The following is an 18,538-nucleotide window of genomic DNA, read 5'->3' on the forward strand; positions in this document are numbered from 1 at the left end:
AATAGTCTGACCGCGCTTTAGGGTGTGGTAACACCATAAAAAAACTCCGAAATTGCTTTCGGAGTTTTATTTTTTATTCTTCTTCTACTTGTTTTTGCATTTTAAAGTCTTCCATAAACTTGGTAGTGTAATTTCCAGCAATGTAGTCTGGATGATCCATAAGCTGTCTATGGAATGGAATGGTAGTTTTTATACCTTCAATAACAAACTCATCTAAAGCACGCTTCATTTTATTAATGGCCTCTTCTCTAGTTTGTGCCGTAGTAATTAACTTGGCAATCATAGAATCGTAGTTTGGTGGAATGGCATAACCGGCATAAACATGGGTATCCAATCGAACACCATGGCCTCCAGGCGCATGCAAGGTGGTAATAACACCTGGTGATGGCCTAAAGCCGTTAAAAGGGTCTTCGGCATTGATTCTACATTCAATAGAATGTAGTTTTGGCTCATAGTTTTTTCCAGAAATAGGAACGCCCGCTGCCACCAAAATTTGCTCGCGAATTAAATCGAAATCAATTACCTGTTCGGTAATTGGATGCTCAACCTGAATACGAGTATTCATTTCCATGAAGTAGAAATTACGGTGTTTATCTACCAAAAACTCAATAGTTCCGGCACCTTCATATTTTATATATTCAGCAGCTTTTACAGCAGCTTCTCCCATTTTTTTACGCAATGCAGCCGTCATAAATGGAGATGGCACTTCCTCAGTTAATTTTTGATGACGACGCTGAATGGAACAATCACGCTCTGAAAGGTGACAAGCTTTTCCTCTAGAATCACCAACAACTTGGATTTCGATATGCCTTGGCTCTTCTATAAGTTTTTCCATGTACATATCATCATTGCCGAATGCAGCCTTGCTTTCTTGTCTTGCTGAATCCCAAGCAGCCTTTAAATCTTCGGGTTTAAAAACGCCACGCATTCCTTTTCCACCGCCTCCAGCTGAAGCCTTTAGCATAACAGGGTAACCTGTTTCCTTGGCGATTTTTTCACATTCCTTAAAATCTTTTATAACACCGTCGCTACCCGGTACACATGGCACACCAGCAGCTTTCATGGTTGCTTTTGCATTGGCCTTGTCACCCATTTTATCAATCATTTCTGGGTCGGCACCTATGAATTTAATACCGTGTTCTTCGCAGATTTTTGAAAATTTGGCGTTTTCAGACAAGAACCCATATCCTGGGTGGATGGCATCTGCATTAGTAATTTCGGCAGCAGATATGATATTGGACATTTTTAAATAAGACTCACTACTTGGCGGAGGCCCGATACAAACCGCTTCATCTGCAAACTTAACGTGTAAGCTTTCTGCATCTACAGTTGAGTAAACGGCAACGGTTTTAATGCCCATTTCCTTACAGGTTCTAATAACACGAAGTGCAATTTCCCCTCTATTGGCAATTAATATTTTTTTAAACATCTTTCTTGTATTAGATAATTAGACATTTGGATTATTCGACTATTGGATTATTAGATGGGTAAAGACCTAATAACCGAGCGATCTAATAATCTAAAATTAAGATGGGTCTACTAAAAATAATGGTTGATCAAATTCAACTGGGGATGAATCATCAACTAATATTTTAACAATCTTTCCAGAGACTTCTGATTCTATTTCGTTGAAAAGTTTCATAGCTTCAATAATACAAAGCACATCGCCTTCTGCAATTGTTTGTCCAACCTCAACAAATAAAGGTTTGTCTGGAGCTGGCTTTCTGTAGAATGTTCCAATTATCGGAGACTTTATCGTAATATATTTTGAATCATCTGATGCTGCTGAAGGTGCCGCAGATTCTGTCGCTTTAGCTGGAGCTGCTGCCTCTGCTTGTGGAGCTGCAACTACCTGTTGCGGTATTTGAGCTGGAACCGGTGCGTATTGTACCGCTGGACTACCTGATGAATCCGACCCCGTTCTAATGGTGATTTTTACGTCATCCATCTCTAATTTAACCTCACTTGCACCTGATTTAGCCACAAACTTGATTAAGTTTTGAATCTCTTTTATATCCATAATTTTACTAATTAGTTATTTGGTTAGTCTTTTGAATTATAGGCCCATTTTAAGTAAATAGAACCCCAATTAAATCCGCCGCCAAACGCCGCGAATATGATATTATCTCCTTTTTTAAGTTGTGATTCGTAATCGTTTAAAAGAAGTGGCAAAGTAGCAGATGTTGTATTTCCGTATTTGTGGATGTTTACCATCACTTTCTCCTCCTCCAAATCTATGCGCTGTGCCGTAGCATCAATAATACGCTTATTAGCTTGATGCGCCGCTAGCCAATCTACATCTTCCTTGGTCAAGTTATTGCGTTCAAGTATTTTTACTGTAGCATCTGCCATATTGAACACGGCATTTTTAAAAACTGTTCGTCCTTCTTGAAAAGCATATTGCCCACCAGCAGCCATAGACTCCTCGGTAAGTGGAAATGAAGATCCGCCATAAGTGGCTTGTAAAAATTCACGACCAGTACCGTCACTTCTTAGGTACTCATCTTTTAAACCTAATCCTTCTTCATTGGGTTCAAACAAAACGGCTCCCGCTCCATCACCAAATATGATACATGTAGCACGATCTTTATAATTGATGATTGAAGACATTTTATCGGCGCCAATCAGTAATACGTTTTTATATCTTCCAGATTCAATATAACTGGCAGCAACCGACATGCCATAAAGAAAACTAGAGCATGCTGCATCCATATCAAATGAAAAAGCATTGGTGGCTCCAATTTCAGAAGCAGTAAAAGAAGCAGTTGAAGCCGCTTTCATGTCCGGTGTAGCTGTCGCTACAATAACAAGCTCGATTTCTTTTGGGTCTATACCCTTCTTTTTAATAAGGTCTTGGGCTGCTTTAATGGCAAGATAAGACGTACCTTTCCCGTCATCCTTTAGAATACGGCGTTCCTTAATTCCTGTTCTCGTAGTAATCCATTCATCATTGGTATCAACCATCGTTTCAAGAATTTGATTGGTCAATACATATTCCGGCACATATGCACCTACTGCTGTAATTGCCGCTGAGATTTTACTCATACCTTTAAGTTATTTTCGATTAAAAAACCTTTAAAAATGGGGGAAAATGCTCAAAACTTTACGAAAACTACTAAATTTTGACGTAATATTACGCAAATTACGTGTTTTTGTTATTTTGAAAAAGTATTTCATAAAAAAAACGCTCATAAATGAGCGTTTTATAATGAGCGCATAATTATAATTTACGCAACGTTTTCTACTTCCTCTGAATTGTCAATTAAAACTTGACCTCTGTAGTATAATTTTCCTTCATGCCAGTGGGCTCTGTGGTATAAGTGTGCCTCACCTGTTGTTGCGCATGTAGCAATCTGTGGCGCAGTTGCTTTGTAATGGGTTCTTCTTTTATCTCTTCTTGTTTTTGAGATTTTTCTTTTAGGATGTGCCATTTTATATGTTATTTATCCGTTAATAATTTCTTTAATGTATTCCATCGAGGGTCTATATCCTCTTCCTTTTCTTTCGTTTCTTTAAGCTTAGGGCTTAATTCTTCTAATTTTTTAAGTATGTCTGAATTTAGAGAACCATCTTTAATACCTGGATGGACTCTTTTTGCAGGAACAGCCAAAATAATCAACTCATATATATATTGCTGAATGTTGATTTCATAAGTCCCATGGGGAACAATCAATATATCTATATGCTCGTCATTATACTCTTCTCCAAACTTTACCACCAAACTAAACGTACTGTTTATGTCTTGGTTGTAAGGCTCGTTAGTAAGATCGCAATTAACGTTTACCCATCCAGAAATTTTAAAATGCAACTCGAGTAATGTTGTTTTCTTTTCAAGCTCAACATCAACCGAAACATCTACATCGTTAAAATCGTCATACTCAAAATGTTCAAAGAACGCTTGTTCAATTTTGTACTCAAAATGATGCTTCCCTAGTTTTAGTCCAACAAATGGAATATTAAACTCTTTTAATCGCTTCATTATCAACATCTATTTTGAGCCTGCAAATATAAAAATTTTTATTTAAGCAGCATGACTTATAAACATTTTTTTGTTTATATCTTCAGCTAGCAAAAACTGAATCAATTTTACCCTCTATCCCGCTCTTTTCTACGTTCGGTTTTGGATGATTTTTTCAAAGGATTTGCAGTCAATTCTTCGTAGCTCGTCCTGTTTCTTAAAATTTGAATGGCACTAAAAACCGCTTCCTTAAATGAATTTTCGTCTGCAACACCCTTTCCCGCAATTTCAAAAGCCGTGCCATGATCTGGCGATGTTCTTACCTTGTTTAGTCCAGCCGTAAAATTAACACCTTGCCCAAAGGATAGCGTTTTAAAGGGCACCAAGCCCTGGTCGTGATAAGCCGCGATTATGGCATCAAAGTTTTTATAGTTATTGGAGCCAAAAAAACTATCAGCAGCATAGGGGCCAAAAACAAGTTTTCCGTTTTCCCGTATTTTGTGCAAGGTTGGTCTTAAAACATCGTCATCCTCTCTTCCTATTACTCCATTATCCCCAGTGTGCGGATTAATGCCCAAAACAGCAATTTTGGGTTTTTCTATTTTAAAATCCTTTTTAAGGGAATCATAAACTGTGTTTATTTTTTGTTCAATTAGCTTCGGGGTTATATGGCTTGAAATATCCTTAACCGGAACATGGTCTGTAAGCAATCCAACCCTTAAGGTATCGGTAATCATAAACATTAAGCTTTCGCCTTCAAGCTCTTGTGCCAAATAATCGGTGTGCCCTGGAAATTTAAAGCCCTCAGATTGAATATTGTGCTTATTTATTGGTGCCGTAACCAAAACATCTATTTCCTCATTTTTTAGGGCCTTGGTAGCAGCAACCAAAGACTTTATGGCATAGCCCCCTATTTTAACATCTTCTTTCCCAAATTCAATTTCAACGGGTTCGTTCCAACAATTAAAAACATTTACCCTACCATGAACCAACTGGTTTAAGTTATTAATGCTATTGAAATTTATTTCGGAGTTGAAATGTGTTTTGTAGAAAGTCATTGCTTTTATGGAAGCAAAAATTACTGGGGTGCAAAAATCCAGCATTCTGGTGTCTTCAAAAGTCTTTAAAACAATCTCTCCCCCAATACCATTTAAGTCGCCTATTGATATTCCTACTATTATATTTTCTTGTTGCTTCATTAAAATGACAACTATTGTTCGTAATTTTGAAAATCTTTTTAATTGGCAAATTTAACTAAATAAACAGACAATAATATGTTTACTGGAATTATTGAAGATATTGGAGTGGTTTCTAGCCTAAAAAAGGAGTTTGGCAATCTTCACATCTCCATTAAGAGCAATATAACCTCTGAATTAAAAATAGACCAAAGTGTGGCCCACAATGGCGTTTGCTTGACTGTTGTTGACATAAACAATGACCAATACACGGTAACAGCAATAAAAGAAACTTTAGATAAAACCAACCTTGGTAAGTTGCAAATTAATGATCACGTAAATTTAGAACGCGCCATGAAGCTCGGCGACAGGCTTGATGGGCATATTGTACAAGGGCATGTGGACCAAACTGCTGTTTGCACTGAAATAAAAGAAGAAAAAGGTAGTTGGGTTTTTACTTTTAATTATGATACTTCTTTAAACAACATTACTATTGAAAAGGGTTCTATAACCGTGAACGGAACAAGTTTAACCGTTGTAAACTCTAAAAAAGACGCTTTTAGTGTGGCCATTATTCCTTACACTTTTGAGCACACTAATTTCAATACATTTAAGATTGGAGCCGTTGTTAACTTGGAATTTGATGTTTTGGGAAAATACGTTGCTAAATTGGTAGAGCTGGATAAAATATCTAACTAATTTCTCTTTTTAAAACCAATTTTTTTACCCCATAAAATAAGGCAAATACCATACCCAAAAATACACCCCCATCTATAGGAAGTCCAGGTGGTGGTGGCGGAGTTCCAGGCGGAGGTAGAATTGGCCCTCCCTGAGCGGAACATATAAAACTTATTAATACAAATAAGATTGAGGCAAGTATTCTTTTGTATTGTATTGTCATCTGGGTCACAAATGTATGAAAAAAAGCGAGGGCGTAAAATTTTTTGAATTTTATTGCACAAAAAACCATCTATTAAACGCAAAAATAATCGATGAAATGCAGTGTTCGGTTTTAAAGATTTTTCACAAACCGTTGCTATTCTCAAAAAAAACACCTCTAAAAACAACCCCTCTTGTTTTCTGTCTACAAAACAAATATATACATATTTTGATTTAATTTTAAAAACGAATTTAAGGATACTATATTTTGTTGTTAACAGAAAATTCATTCTCTCGCTTCCCGTCATTCTCATCAAGAAAAGCGACGTTAATAATAATTTGATAAAAGATTATTTTATTGAAATACAGAAGAACAATCATTACTTATTTTTGTTTTTAGTGGTTATAGCATTTTTAGATGCCAAAGAAAAAATTAAAAGTAGCGGAATTATTTGCAGGGGTAGGTGGTTTTAGGTTGGGCTTGGAAGGGCCCAGTTACGACATCGTTTGGAGCAACCAATGGGAACCTTCAACAAAAATACAACATGCTTCGATGGTTTATGAAGCCCGCTTCGGAAATGAAAACCACAGTAATGAAGACATTGCAACGGTGCCAACAACCAATATTCCCGATCACGATTTACTGGTTGGTGGATTTCCATGTCAAGATTATTCTGTAGCCACAACATTGCAAAACTCCAAAGGTTTAAAAGGAAAAAAAGGTGTGCTTTGGTGGTCCATCCATAGGATTTTGGAGGAAAAGAAAAACAAGCCCAAATACCTCTTTTTGGAAAATGTAGACCGTCTTTTAAAATCACCCTCAACACAGCGCGGACGGGATTTCGCAGTCATGCTGCAAAGTTTAAATGAGTTGGGTTATGCCGTAGAATGGCGTGTTTTCAATGCAGCAGATTACGGAATGCCCCAACGAAGACGCCGTATATTTTTCATAGGCTATCATAGAACATCGTTGATTTACAATAAAATAGAAAAATCAAACAAACTTAATTGGCTGCTACAAGACGGAACGATTGCCAAGGCATTTCCTGTTAAAGCTACCGAGCTGTTGGAAGAAATTGAACTTCAGGGAAGCCTAGTTGAAATAACCAAAACCTTCAACAAAAAAGGAAAACTATCACCATTCCTAAATACTGGTCTTCTTTTCAATGGTAAAGTTTACACCACTAAAGCAAAGTCAAAATACAATGGGAAACGTACGTTCTTGGGTGATGTTTTACAAAATGGCGAAGTAACTCCTGAGTTTTTTATAAACGAAAAAGACCAGCCAAAATGGGAATATCTTAAAGGGGCAAAAAAAGAAAAACGGAAAACCAAAGGGGGTTTTGAATATAACTATAGCGAGGGCGCAATGGTTTACCCAGATGCCTTGAACAATGCGTCGCGTACAATAATAACAGGGGAAGGCGGAAAATCACCTTCACGATTTAAACATGTTGTAACTTCAAATAGAGGCTTAAGGCATTTAACGCCTATTGAGTTGGAACGGCTCAACATGTTTCCGGACAACCATACAAAACTAGATGGGATTTCCGATACCAAACGTGCCTTTTTTATGGGCAACGCCCTTGTTGTTGGTGTTGTTAAAAAAATTGGTGAAGCACTTTACAACCAAATAAATCAAATATAGTGTTGGGCTTTCAGTTTGATTTGAATCAAGAGCAAATACTTCATAGGTATTTAGCCCTGATCTACCAATCAAAAAAACTGAAGTTTGAAAATATTGCCAATCTTGAGCAACAACACCGAGGTATTGACGTAATCATTAATCATAATTCAGAAAAACATAATATCGATGAAAAGGCACAACTGCACTACATCAATAAAGATTTGCCTACGTTTACTTTTGAACTTTCATATTTAAACAAGAACAATGAGTTGAAGGAGGGTTGGCTGTTCGATAGTAGCAAACAAACACAATATTACTTTTTGGTAACCGGAATTTTTCTAAAAAACAAGAAAACCAAATTGCAAAATATTGATGATATTGAAACTGTAAAAATAACCAGCGTTAATCGAAAAAAACTAATAAACCATCTTGCAACAAATGGTCTACCAAGAACAAAACTTGAGGAGTACGATTTCGATATAAGAACCTCCAATAGTTTCGGGAAAAATATAATTCCAAAATTAGATGGAAAAAAAAGCGGTTTAATTTACTATACCGAACATCTCCCTTAAAAGCCGGTCAATTTACAGTTGCGATTGAAGCACCTGATTGATTGGCATGTTGCCAAAAAATTCTATGGTTGATTGCCCATACCGTTTTTCGTTTACTATTTTTGAGAGACCAAACTCCTAAAAGGACGGTTACGAATTAAATCTAAAGTTTGATTTTATGAGCAGAATAGTATGTTTTGGAGAAGTGCTGTGGGATGTGTTTCCAAAGGAAAAAAAGATAGGCGGGGCGCCCTTAAACGTTGCCAGTAGGTTAAGTTCGTTTGGAAATGAGGTGTCTATGATAAGCGCTATTGGCGCGGACGAATGGGGTGAAAAGCTATTGCACTACCTTAATGAAAACAAAATAAGCACTGCCCATGTACAAATATTGCACAAATACAAAACCGGAAAGGTTAAAGTGAGTCTAGACGCAAAAGGCTCAGCAACCTACAATATTAAACAACCTCGTGCGTGGGACAAAATTCTCTTAACAGATGAAGCCCTCGAATTAATTAAAGATACCGATGCCCTTGTTTTTGGAAGCTTGGCAGCAAGGGACGAAACATCAAAAAACACGCTTTATAGCCTTGTCGAATCGGCTAAATATAAAATTTTCGACCTGAATTTAAGACCACCCCACTACACTAAAGAGGTACTTTTTCATTTAATGAACGAAGCTGATTTTATAAAATTTAATGATGACGAACTTTATGAAGTCAGCAAGTTATTGGGCTCTAAATTCAACTCATTGGAGCAAAACCTCAAACACATTGCCGAAAAAACCAACACTAAACATATTTGTGTTACCAAAGGGTCTCATGGCGCAGTTTTATTATACAATGGCAAACTATTTTACAACAGCGGCTACTTAGTAAAAGTAGTGGACACGGTTGGGGCAGGCGATTCCTTTTTGGGGTCTCTTATTAGCCAATTATTAAGTAATACTGAACCACAAAAAGCCATTGACTTTGCTTGTGCGGTTGGTGCTTTGGTTGCTGAGAGTGAAGGAGCTAATCCTAAGATTTCTGCTGTTGAAATAGAACGTTTTATAAACCCGAAATAAAACGAAAGCCTCTCAGAATTCTGAAAGGCTTTTTGTGGCCCCACCTGTTGCTTCCTGATCCAAGAGGGATAGGCTTCCTGCCTTTAGCAGGTTGCTGTTTTCAGAAGTTAATGCACTTAACTTAAAGACAAATTGTATATTGTAATACCAAGTAAATGCCCTGATTCATCTACAAACGATTATTCAGGATATAGATTCTCCTATTCCATACTAAATTTGAATAATTCTTTAATAGTAAAAGTCATGAGAACGCAATCACTTAGGCTAACTCTCAAAGCAATTCGGTTAACAATAATTAATCTTTTGCTGTTTTGTAGTATCACACACGCTCAAAAACTTGATCCCTCTTCTATCAATTCAAATAATAGAATCCTATGATTTTCACATTAAGAAATATAAAGAGACTCGAACAATCGGGTTTATTCTTGCCGCAGCCGGTGGAGTCAGTTTAATAACAGGTCTAGTAATATCGACTGAGGATGCGCTTTGGGATGCTATGGGAGATGCCTTTGTGGATGGTGAAGGCGAAGCAGGTTTAAAATTTAACGGCTTTATGATAGGAGGTGTCTGTGCCTCCTTAGCAAGTATCCCTTTTTTTATGAAAGCAGATGAACATAAGAAAAAAGCCAATCTCTTATTGGGTACATCTCAGAGTACATTTAATAATACCAACTTTAGCGCTCCAAAAAATATTGGGATTACCATAGTGATTCCAATTGATTAAACTTGATTTTGCCATTTCATAATCTATGCATGCTGCGAAATGAAAGCACAAAAAAGCCCAAACTACATTTATAATTTAGGCTTTTTGTGGTCCCGCCTGAACCACTTTTACTCAAAATTACATATAAAGCATTTTACTATAAAACTTAGATAAATACTTTTAAAGCCAAATATAACAAGCATTTTACGAGGTTTATAATATTGTTTAAATTTGGGTAATTTTCGATAATATTGGATAAAGCGGTACAATTACACCGTACAATTTTTTTAGTTTTGTACTGTAACTAAATTCTATGGCTTCAGTTAACTACCTATATCGCTCCAAAAAAGAAACTGCCGAACTTGTTTTAAGGCTACTCTATAGAAATAATGATATAGATTATGTTATAGGTACCAAATCTGGCATATAGGTTTCAAAATATTATTGGCCAAAGGAACACAAGAAAAAAAATCCCAAAGACATAGATATAAAGGCCTCCTTATATATTATATCCTTAATGTCATTATATACTCCGATGATTTTATTTTTTATTAAAAAATAATTCCCCGATATTTCAAAATATCGGGGAATCTAGCTTGTAAAACAATATCTATAAATTACCTGAGGTAATTTATTATTGGCTATTAATCAGAATCTTATTTTACAATTAATTTTGATGAGTCTTTATTGTTAACTTTTACGATATAAATACCAGAATTTAAATTTTGGTTTACCTCAATTGTTTTTGAGCTTAGCGCAAAATCTTTATTAAGCACTACTTTACCCAAAACACTGTAAACTTTCACATTAACAGAACTTTCAATTGAATTCAAGACAATTTTGAAAGAACTTCCATTTGACGGATTAGGGAAAACTTTAAATGTGTTTTTGTTTAATTCAAAATCCCTAGAACTTAATGGTGTAGTTTCTACAATGGCAACATTGTCTATTGCGTTCCAGTTATCACCACTCAAGTTTCCACTGTTATCAAATTCAACACCGAGTTTAGCACCGGCAGATGCTGGAACTGCAGCCGCTGTCAATTCCAATGATTGCCACAAACCGGCACCGGCATGATCGGTACCTAAATCGTATGTTTGGGTACCTAACGGTACTCTCGTGCCATCCCCAGTGTCGTAAAAAAGTGTAATAGTAAAATATTGACCTTGCCAAACATTTACTGCATCAAAAGTCACCGAGAATTCTTCACTTGCATCAATAATATGATCGGTAAGATTAAAAATAGTTGCTTCAGCGGAATTCGTATACGCATAGTAGCTTGGATAACCGCTTGCCCACCAGCCAGCTGTTTCCACGCCAGACCCGCCGGTGTCTGTGTCAGTACTCCATCCATCCACATTGGCCCAAGAGCCCTCATTTGCTCCAGGTAATTCAAAATCTCCATTGGTAACGGTAATTGATGTTTGAGCACTTGCAGCTGCAACAAAAAGCATCAAGCTTGCTGCTGATGCCACCTTTAATGAATTTGTAGCTCTTAGAGCTAATTTGCGTAATTGTTTTTCCATAATTTAATAATTAAAGAGTTAGTAATGATTTTTATGTAGTTGTTAATTAGATTTTTTTAAATATGGAACAAGGTGAACTTGTTATGCTGAATATTGAATTGAATGTTATTCCTTCTGCCAATTGGTATTTAGAACCCATAGTCTTCCTCTTCTTCTTCCCTATAAACATTTAGGTTTTGGTCAACCATTTTAATTTCATTTTTATCATACAATACGTTCAAAGCATTATCTATTTCTTTGATAAGCAATTCTCTTGCTTCATTTTTAGAAATTTCTTTTATGTGACCATCAATGTATTGCGTGCAACATGAAAGTCTTTTAAGCCTATAATTGTTAGAGTTATCAACTACGTCAATAGATATACCATAAATCTCAACATGGGATGCGCAAGCGGTTTGTTGTTTAGGCAAATGCTGACCAATAATTAAATTTTTGCCATTATGTTTTTTGTCTTTTGCACTGTCCCATTCGAGCTTTATAATTCCCATAATCTGAAAGTTAGTTTTATTAAAATGAAAACAATAAAATGCAATATTTTGAGTCAAACAATAATGAACACAACCATATGCAATTTTAGCTAAATGAATGAAAAACAGTAGTCTCAAATTCATCAATAAGGATATACAAATCAGTCATCAATAAGGACTGCTAAAAATTAAGCTTTGGTTTTGTGAAAAATGACTACGATTATGCGCTTATGGCAATAAATTAAAGATTGGCATTTAGGGTTATTTGTATGGGGAAAACTTATCAAGAAGTTGATACAGCTCAAAGTTTATTATTTAACAATTTTATCATTTTCTATTCAATTGAATTTTGAATGAATATTATAGAAATTATACTTAGATAAAAATTATTCAAGTTTAATGGAAAGCACTTGTTGTATTGATTTTGGCGGTATGGGTTTGAATCATAACCTCAACTATTATTGATGTGATTTTTCAAGCCATAAAATATTGAAAAACATTTGGTTAAGATAAATCAATAAAGAGCTTTTTTATGTTAACGAAGAATTTACGTCCAATTTTGAACGATTACAGTCTAAATTCTAATTATTAAATTGATAAAATTGAAAATCTAAAAATTGTGTTATTGTCATTTTGTAGTTATGCATGTTGATAATATCATTCAATTTTTACATAACTATTAACTAAAACTAAATAATTATGACAAACAGAATTGCCTCTTGGGGGATTGGACTATTATTAACTCTCGCTTTATTTTTTGGTAGCATTACCAGTTTACAGGGCCAAACAGCCAGCACCAGCGACAATTTGGTGGCACAGCCAATTGCCGATAGAAGTGTGCCTTTTGATGTAACTGATTCTGGAATATCCAAAACCGTTGAATTTGGTGCGGATTTGGCATGGGCCAATGAACAAGCCTTTAGACGAAATATTTTATTTATGGGTTTAGATCAAATAGATATTGTGAGGGCGTCCTTTCAGCCAACCTACCCTTTGGTTAATGGTACGGACTTGACCCAAGAACAAATAAACGATTTAAATTATAGACTCTATTTAATTGATACTTACGTGGGTCCAAATACCGACCTCGCCTTGAACTGTGACCATCCTTGGGTCGATGCCTGGTATGTTGGATTTCCCGATAGATGGGAACAATTAATCGAGGAATCGACAAGGGCCTTTAACGATGCTGGTCACAATGTAATAACTGTTGGAGCTTTTAATGAACCTGATTACGGATGGGGGCAAGGTTCTAATCAAGATATGTACGATATAACAGCCTTATTGAATGCAAACCCATATTTTAGTGGTGTTCGACTTTCAGGTGGCAATACATTGAATTGTGATGCCGCCCAAGGATGGTACGATTATTTAATTCCTGCTGGTGTTAATGAAGGTAATACACATCAATTAGCTGGAAGTTTTGATGGGTATGCCAGTTTTTTCCAAAATGTTAGGGCTAATGGTCATCATGCCACAGCGGATGAGTTACATAATATTGTTGAAGCACTTGTAGGATACGAATATGGCATGCAAACAGGTATTTGGTGGGCAGATATTGATTTGGCAAGTGGAGAAATGGTAAAGGCCTTTGATGGGCAGCGATTGGGTTACGCGGAACACAGACCTAATTGGACAGCAGCAGCTGTTTATAGAGCTCCAGATGGAAAAGTACAGGCATTTGGTGGTACTTCTGAAAGACAGGCTGTAACGACCTTTTTTAATTATATATCTAAGGACCGTGCTGTTTACTATGATGGCCATGGGCCTCAAAGAGAGTTTGTTGTTGAAATGCCAGGAGGAACTGGTTATGGGAATGGCCAGACCAATGCAGAAAGAGTAGTGAATGTTACCTGGGGAGACGATATACAGCCTGTTGTTAATGGACAATATATTCTTGTTAATAGAGGTAATAGTCAAGCGATGCAAGTATCGGGTAATACGGCAAAAGATGGTTCTAATGTTATTGCTGGAAGCTATACGGGTGCATCTTCTCAACATTGGAATATTTTCCCTGTCGATTCTCGAATAGGAGGGGATTTCAGTTATTATCGAATCAAACCAGCATCAAACAACAATAAATCGTTGGATTTAAATGGGTACAATTTGAATGATGGCGCTAATATAGACCAGTGGAGTATGGCTAATGGTGGAAACATGCAATGGTATTTAGATTACGCTGAAGACGGTTGGTTTTATATTAGAAGTAGGGAAAGTTCTAAATGCGTTATTGTGGATGGGTCAAATAATGTGGTTCAATGGGAGAAAAATGGTGGCCTCGAGCAGCAATGGAGACTTATACCTGTAGGTTCTCCAATAGAGTTTAATGCGCCAAATACTCCAGCTAATTTGGTTGCAACCGCTCAAGCAACTTCAATAAAATTAGATTGGACAGCCAATTCTGAAGCTGATTTAGCTGGTTATTCCGTTGTTCGAGCAACGGCCTCCAATGGAGAATATAACATGATTGCCAGAAATATAAATGCAACATCATTTGTGGATAATTCTGCTATTTCAGGAACCCAGTATTTCTACAAAATAAAGTCAATGGATGAATCTTTGAATAGTTCAACTTATTCCAATCCTGTTTCGGCAACGGCTACTGGGAATGATAGTATAGTTGCACACTATGAATTCGAAGGCAGCACATCAGATGCCACTATCAATTTAAATAATCCTGCAACAGCTGGAGGTACGTCTTATGCTTCAGGTCAAGTAGGTTCCAACGCCTTATCATTAAATGGTTCTGACGCATTTGTGCAATTGCCTTACGATGTTGGCAATCATGGAGAAATTACTGTGGCTACATGGGTAAACTGGAATGGAGGTGGTGCATGGCAAAGAATCTTTGATTTTGGTAATGGTGAGGAAGAAAGCATTTACTTGACAACCAATAACTGGTCTGGTAACATAGAATTTAACATATATAATGCTGCTTCAGGAAATAATGTATTGGTAGGCCCGTCAATTCCCCAAAACACATGGGTGCATCTTGCTGTAACTTTTGGGGCTTCTGAAATGGTACTATATTTGAACGGACAACCTGTAGCGCAGTCTACCTCACCGTCCATCAACCCGCTGGATATCAAACCTGTACTTAACTACATAGGTAGAAGCCAATGGCCAGATGCATTACTAAATGGAAGCATTGATGATTTTAGGGTATATAATTATCCGTTGTCTGCCCAAGAAATTGCTGTTTTAGCAGGAATTTCTACCGAAAACACGCCTCCAACAGTAACTATAACCAACCCTACAGAAGGAGAAGTTTTTACTGAGGGAACAGTGGTGACGATTAGTGCTGACGCTTCTGATACAGACGGGTCAGTAACCCAAGTTGAATTTTTTGCCAGTGGCGTATCGATTGGGGTTGATACCACTAGTCCATATAGTGTAAACTGGACCATTGGTTCAGGCTCTTATGGGTTGACAGCTGTAGCAACAGATGACCAGTCAGCCGTAACCTCGTCAATAGGTGTTGGTGTTACAGGTAACTGTGCAGGGACCACTATAACTCCATATTACCAAATCAACTATGGTGCTTGGGTAATTGGAACGGAAATCACTATTAACGAAGGAGATGTGGTTGGTTTTGGCCCCCAACCGATTACTGGTGGCTCTTGGAGTTGGAGTGGATGTGGTACTTCAGGATCCTCTCGAGAGCAATTTGTAACACTAAACAGCTCGTGTTCAGCTACTCCAACATATACCAATGATTGTGGCGGTGTAAGCAGCATTACCTATAATGTTACAGTAATCCCAACGGGTAATTCTTATATGGCAGTTCAGTCAATTGTTACAGGTACAGTTGGTGCGGGAAAAGGCAATAAGTATGGTTCGGCTGAGGTGACTATCTTAGATAATCTCGGTAATCCTGTTTCAGGTGCAACGGTTTTTGGATCCTTTAGCGGAAGCTGGAATGAAAGCCATAATGCGGTAACCGGGTCTAACGGAGTGGCCTATTTACAAACTTCAAGCACTTTGAAGGGAGGAGTAGCGGTTAACTTCTGTGTGGATAATGTATCCCACGGTAGCTTAGCTTATGATGATACCCAAAATGTAATTACATGTACCAGTGGGGCAGCAAGAGATGCTAATACGGCTTTAAGTAGTTCTGATTCAGAGTTTATTGAATTTAGTTTGTACCCTAATCCTACAACAAGATTTGTAAGATTTAAGTTAACGGAGGAGCCAATAAGTGTCAATATGGTTGATATGAACGGAAGACTGATTTTTGTAAATTCGGTTAAAGCCGGTAATAATGAATACGAAATTGATATGGGTGACATTAATGCTGGAATTTATTTCCTTTCGCTAATTACAGCTGAGGCTCAAATCACAAAGAAAATTATCAAGAAATAATAACTGAAAAAAGAATATGAAAAGGGCTGCATGGATAATCATGCAGCCCTTTATTAATAGTATATTTTATAATTTAAAAATGCTAAAGGGTTACTACTAATTCTCCTCAACAATTTGCAAACCCCAAGGTTCAAGCGTTAAAGGTTGTTCGTTTTGAATTTTGTCTCCGTTTAAAAGTTCTGTACCTCTACCGTATTGATATTTTAATGTTTGTTTTTCTTGAGAATAATTAAAGAAATATCTAACTGTTTTGCCTTTCTTGTTGGTTCCTGTTTTTACAATAATTGGGTAAGTTAGATTTTGGTCTTTTCCCCATAGTTTAGTCTTTTTAAGTTGGTCTTCAAAAATTTTGTTAATCAGTTTTTCACCAGGCATAAACCCAATATATGTGGCAATTCCCTTACCATATTTGTTTTCGGTTATAGCAGCGTATCTGCCCCAAAAAGGATGGTCGTAATAGGCAAGCACATTGGTGTTTTTATCAGTTGTAAGAAGTTCCATAAAATATTTAACTTCTTCATCCTGAACATCAAGCCCGTAAGCATCTCCTTTGATTGATACATTTTCGGGTTTTGCAAATTGGCTGTAATAGTTGCCTGTCGCCTTTCTTATAATTCCTGGTTGTTTCGTGTGGCGTACTTTTACGTTTTCATCAGAAAACCCAGATTTGAATGTATAGATAATTCGGCCACCATTTTCAACATATGTGTTTAAGGCTTCCAAAATGTCATCGGAGGCGGCATATAAAACAGGAACAACAATCAATTTGTAATTACTTAGTTTGTCAATAGTTGACGGGTCTAAAAAATCTACCCCGACATTCATTTTATAGAGGGCATCGTAGAATGGCCTAACAATGTCATTGTATTTTTCTGAACTGAACCAACCAAAACTGAAGTCATCAAAAGCAGTCATGGCCTCATTACTAACGAAAAATGCAACATCGTTATTTTTTTTCAACCCAAGAAGGTGGTCGTTCAAACGTTTAAAATCTTCACCAATCGTTTTGGCTTCGTTATATGTAGGGTTTGGTTCAAAATCATGACTTAACAACCCTTTCCAATAGGTTTCAATGGCGTTATGCAGTGAATGCCAATGCCAGTATCCGACCATAGAAGCCCCAGAAGCCAAATGACTAAATGCTTGTAGGCGCAACTGACCTGGATACGGGGTCCATTTAGCAAATCCCTGGGCTTCGGTTTCAATAATAAAGTAATTTTTTCCATCTTTAAATGAGCGTGCCATGTCACCGCCAAATGAAATTTCAATCCCTGTGAGGTGGTCCTGCGTTGGGTGATATATGTCGATGCCAACAACGTCAAGTGCTTGGTCTATTTCAAAATGGTCTGCGTCCGGTTGCATACCAAAAGAATATCCCCTCCACTCTAGATCATGATTGTGGGTAATAAATTGATTGGGTTTTGAATAATCTCGAATGATATCTGCTTGCCAAGAAAGAAAATCGGTTACCAAGAGGCGTTGAAAGTGTTCGAACTCTGATCTGAAGCTAGCATTAATTGTTCCATTCACAGAAGGAAATTCTTCCCAAGAGTTAATGCGGTTACTCCAATAATCCAAACCATATTTGCTGTTAATACTATCCAATGATTTAAACTTCTCTTTCATGTGAGTAACAAATTTCTTCTGTACAGGCTCACCGGCTGTATTAAAGTGTTTCGTCTCATTATCAACTTGGTAGCCAATAATTGCAGGATGGTCTTTTACATGTTCCATCATTTTTCGAATGACTCTTTCAACATAAAATCTATAAGTTTCGTGTGAAATATCCATGTTCTGACGTGGACCATATACATTTGTTTTACCATCTGGGGTAGTTGCTAAAATTTCAGGGTGTTTATGGGCCAACCATGCAGGTATAGCATAAGATGGTGTGCCGAATATTACATCAATACCATTTTCATGCATGGCATCTAAAACTCTATCTATGCTTGAAAAATTGTAAATACCATCTTGAGGTTCTACCGTACTCCACGTAGATTCGGCAATACGAACAAAATTAATATTCGCATCCTTCATCATCTCAATGTCTTTTTGCAATCGCTCATATGGCATATATTCATCGTAATAGGCAACGCCGTAATATAAGTGGTCCTGCTGATAGCTTTGTCCTTGGCTGAATTGAACTATAAAGACAAAAAGAGGCATAATGATTAGTTTAAACTGTTTCATTTGTTAAATATTATAAAGTTAGTTGTTATGAATGATC

Annotated in this window: 16 protein-coding genes; 6 read left to right on the forward strand and 10 right to left on the reverse strand. The window is 36.8% G+C overall.

The window, feature by feature from the left end; genetic code table 11:
* Positions 1-73 precede the first annotated feature (73 nt).
* The 6 genes from accC to pdxA form a co-directional block, all read right to left on the reverse strand.
* The gene (gene accC, locus ACB104_RS05645) at positions 74-1,429 is read right to left on the reverse strand and encodes an acetyl-CoA carboxylase biotin carboxylase subunit (protein WP_370477309.1); all 1,356 of its coding nucleotides are present in this window, start codon (positions 1,427-1,429) and stop codon (positions 74-76) included.
* 96 nt (positions 1,430-1,525) lie between these two features.
* Positions 1,526-2,020: an acetyl-CoA carboxylase biotin carboxyl carrier protein gene (accB, locus tag ACB104_RS05650; RefSeq protein ID WP_370477310.1), complete on the reverse strand. Its 495-nt coding sequence runs from the start codon at positions 2,018-2,020 to the stop codon at positions 1,526-1,528.
* Between the two features lie 23 nt (positions 2,021-2,043).
* Positions 2,044-3,045 carry a beta-ketoacyl-ACP synthase III gene (locus ACB104_RS05655; RefSeq protein WP_370477311.1) on the reverse strand — a complete coding sequence of 334 codons (1,002 nt, stop codon included), beginning with the start codon at positions 3,043-3,045 and terminating at the stop codon, positions 2,044-2,046.
* A gap of 182 nt (positions 3,046-3,227) precedes the next feature.
* The gene (gene rpmF / locus ACB104_RS05660) at positions 3,228-3,431 is read right to left on the reverse strand and encodes a 50S ribosomal protein L32 (protein ID WP_370477312.1); all 204 of its coding nucleotides are present in this window, start codon (positions 3,429-3,431) and stop codon (positions 3,228-3,230) included.
* An 8-nt stretch (positions 3,432-3,439) separates the two neighbouring features.
* Entirely contained in the window at positions 3,440-3,979 is a 540-nt protein-coding gene (locus ACB104_RS05665; protein WP_370477313.1) for a YceD family protein, read from the reverse strand.
* Between the two features lie 107 nt (positions 3,980-4,086).
* Positions 4,087-5,157 carry a 4-hydroxythreonine-4-phosphate dehydrogenase PdxA gene (gene pdxA, locus ACB104_RS05670; protein ID WP_370477314.1) on the reverse strand — a complete coding sequence of 357 codons (1,071 nt, stop codon included), beginning with the start codon at positions 5,155-5,157 and terminating at the stop codon, positions 4,087-4,089.
* Between the two features lie 75 nt (positions 5,158-5,232).
* Between pdxA and ACB104_RS05675 the strand changes: the two genes are divergently transcribed.
* Complete coding sequence (locus ACB104_RS05675; protein WP_370477315.1) at positions 5,233-5,832, forward strand: riboflavin synthase; 600 nt, start codon at positions 5,233-5,235, stop codon at positions 5,830-5,832.
* Here ACB104_RS05675 and ACB104_RS05680 read toward each other — a convergent pair.
* Complete coding sequence (locus tag ACB104_RS05680; protein WP_502267020.1) at positions 5,825-6,034, reverse strand: Fjoh_0651 family PID-CTERM protein; 210 nt, start codon at positions 6,032-6,034, stop codon at positions 5,825-5,827. The genes ACB104_RS05675 and ACB104_RS05680 overlap by 8 nt on opposite strands.
* 396 nt (positions 6,035-6,430) lie before the next feature.
* Between ACB104_RS05680 and dcm the strand changes: the two genes are divergently transcribed.
* From dcm to ACB104_RS05700, 4 genes are all read left to right on the forward strand, one after another.
* A complete protein-coding gene (gene dcm / locus ACB104_RS05685; RefSeq protein ID WP_370477317.1) occupies positions 6,431-7,660 on the forward strand; it encodes a DNA (cytosine-5-)-methyltransferase in 1,230 nt (409 codons plus the stop codon).
* A 2-nt stretch (positions 7,661-7,662) separates the two neighbouring features.
* A complete protein-coding gene (locus ACB104_RS05690) occupies positions 7,663-8,211 on the forward strand; it encodes a hypothetical protein (protein ID WP_370477318.1) in 549 nt (182 codons plus the stop codon).
* A gap of 157 nt (positions 8,212-8,368) precedes the next feature.
* Positions 8,369-9,253: a carbohydrate kinase family protein gene (locus ACB104_RS05695; RefSeq protein WP_370477319.1), complete on the forward strand. Its 885-nt coding sequence runs from the start codon at positions 8,369-8,371 to the stop codon at positions 9,251-9,253.
* Between the two features lie 337 nt (positions 9,254-9,590).
* The gene (locus ACB104_RS05700) at positions 9,591-9,977 is read left to right on the forward strand and encodes a hypothetical protein (protein WP_370477320.1); all 387 of its coding nucleotides are present in this window, start codon (positions 9,591-9,593) and stop codon (positions 9,975-9,977) included.
* A 635-nt stretch (positions 9,978-10,612) separates the two neighbouring features.
* Here the strand turns inward: ACB104_RS05700 and ACB104_RS05705 are convergent.
* A complete protein-coding gene (locus tag ACB104_RS05705; protein WP_370477321.1) occupies positions 10,613-11,482 on the reverse strand; it encodes a T9SS type A sorting domain-containing protein in 870 nt (289 codons plus the stop codon).
* Positions 11,483-11,610: 128 nt separating this feature from the next.
* A complete protein-coding gene (locus tag ACB104_RS05710; RefSeq protein WP_370477322.1) occupies positions 11,611-11,970 on the reverse strand; it encodes a hypothetical protein in 360 nt (119 codons plus the stop codon).
* Positions 11,971-12,648: 678 nt separating this feature from the next.
* On the opposite strand from ACB104_RS05710, the gene ACB104_RS05715 reads away from it, so the two are divergent.
* Positions 12,649-16,311 (forward strand): LamG-like jellyroll fold domain-containing protein, encoded by a 3,663-nt coding sequence (locus ACB104_RS05715; RefSeq protein WP_370477323.1) that lies wholly within the window; start codon positions 12,649-12,651, stop codon positions 16,309-16,311.
* A gap of 96 nt (positions 16,312-16,407) precedes the next feature.
* On the opposite strand, the gene ACB104_RS05720 is transcribed toward ACB104_RS05715, so the two are convergent.
* Positions 16,408-18,501: a beta-galactosidase gene (locus ACB104_RS05720; protein ID WP_370477324.1), complete on the reverse strand. Its 2,094-nt coding sequence runs from the start codon at positions 18,499-18,501 to the stop codon at positions 16,408-16,410.
* Between the last annotated feature and the right edge of the window lie 37 nt (positions 18,502-18,538).

It is taken from the genome of Tamlana flava (assembly GCF_041287255.1).
GTDB lineage: Bacteria > Bacteroidota > Bacteroidia > Flavobacteriales > Flavobacteriaceae > Tamlana > Tamlana flava.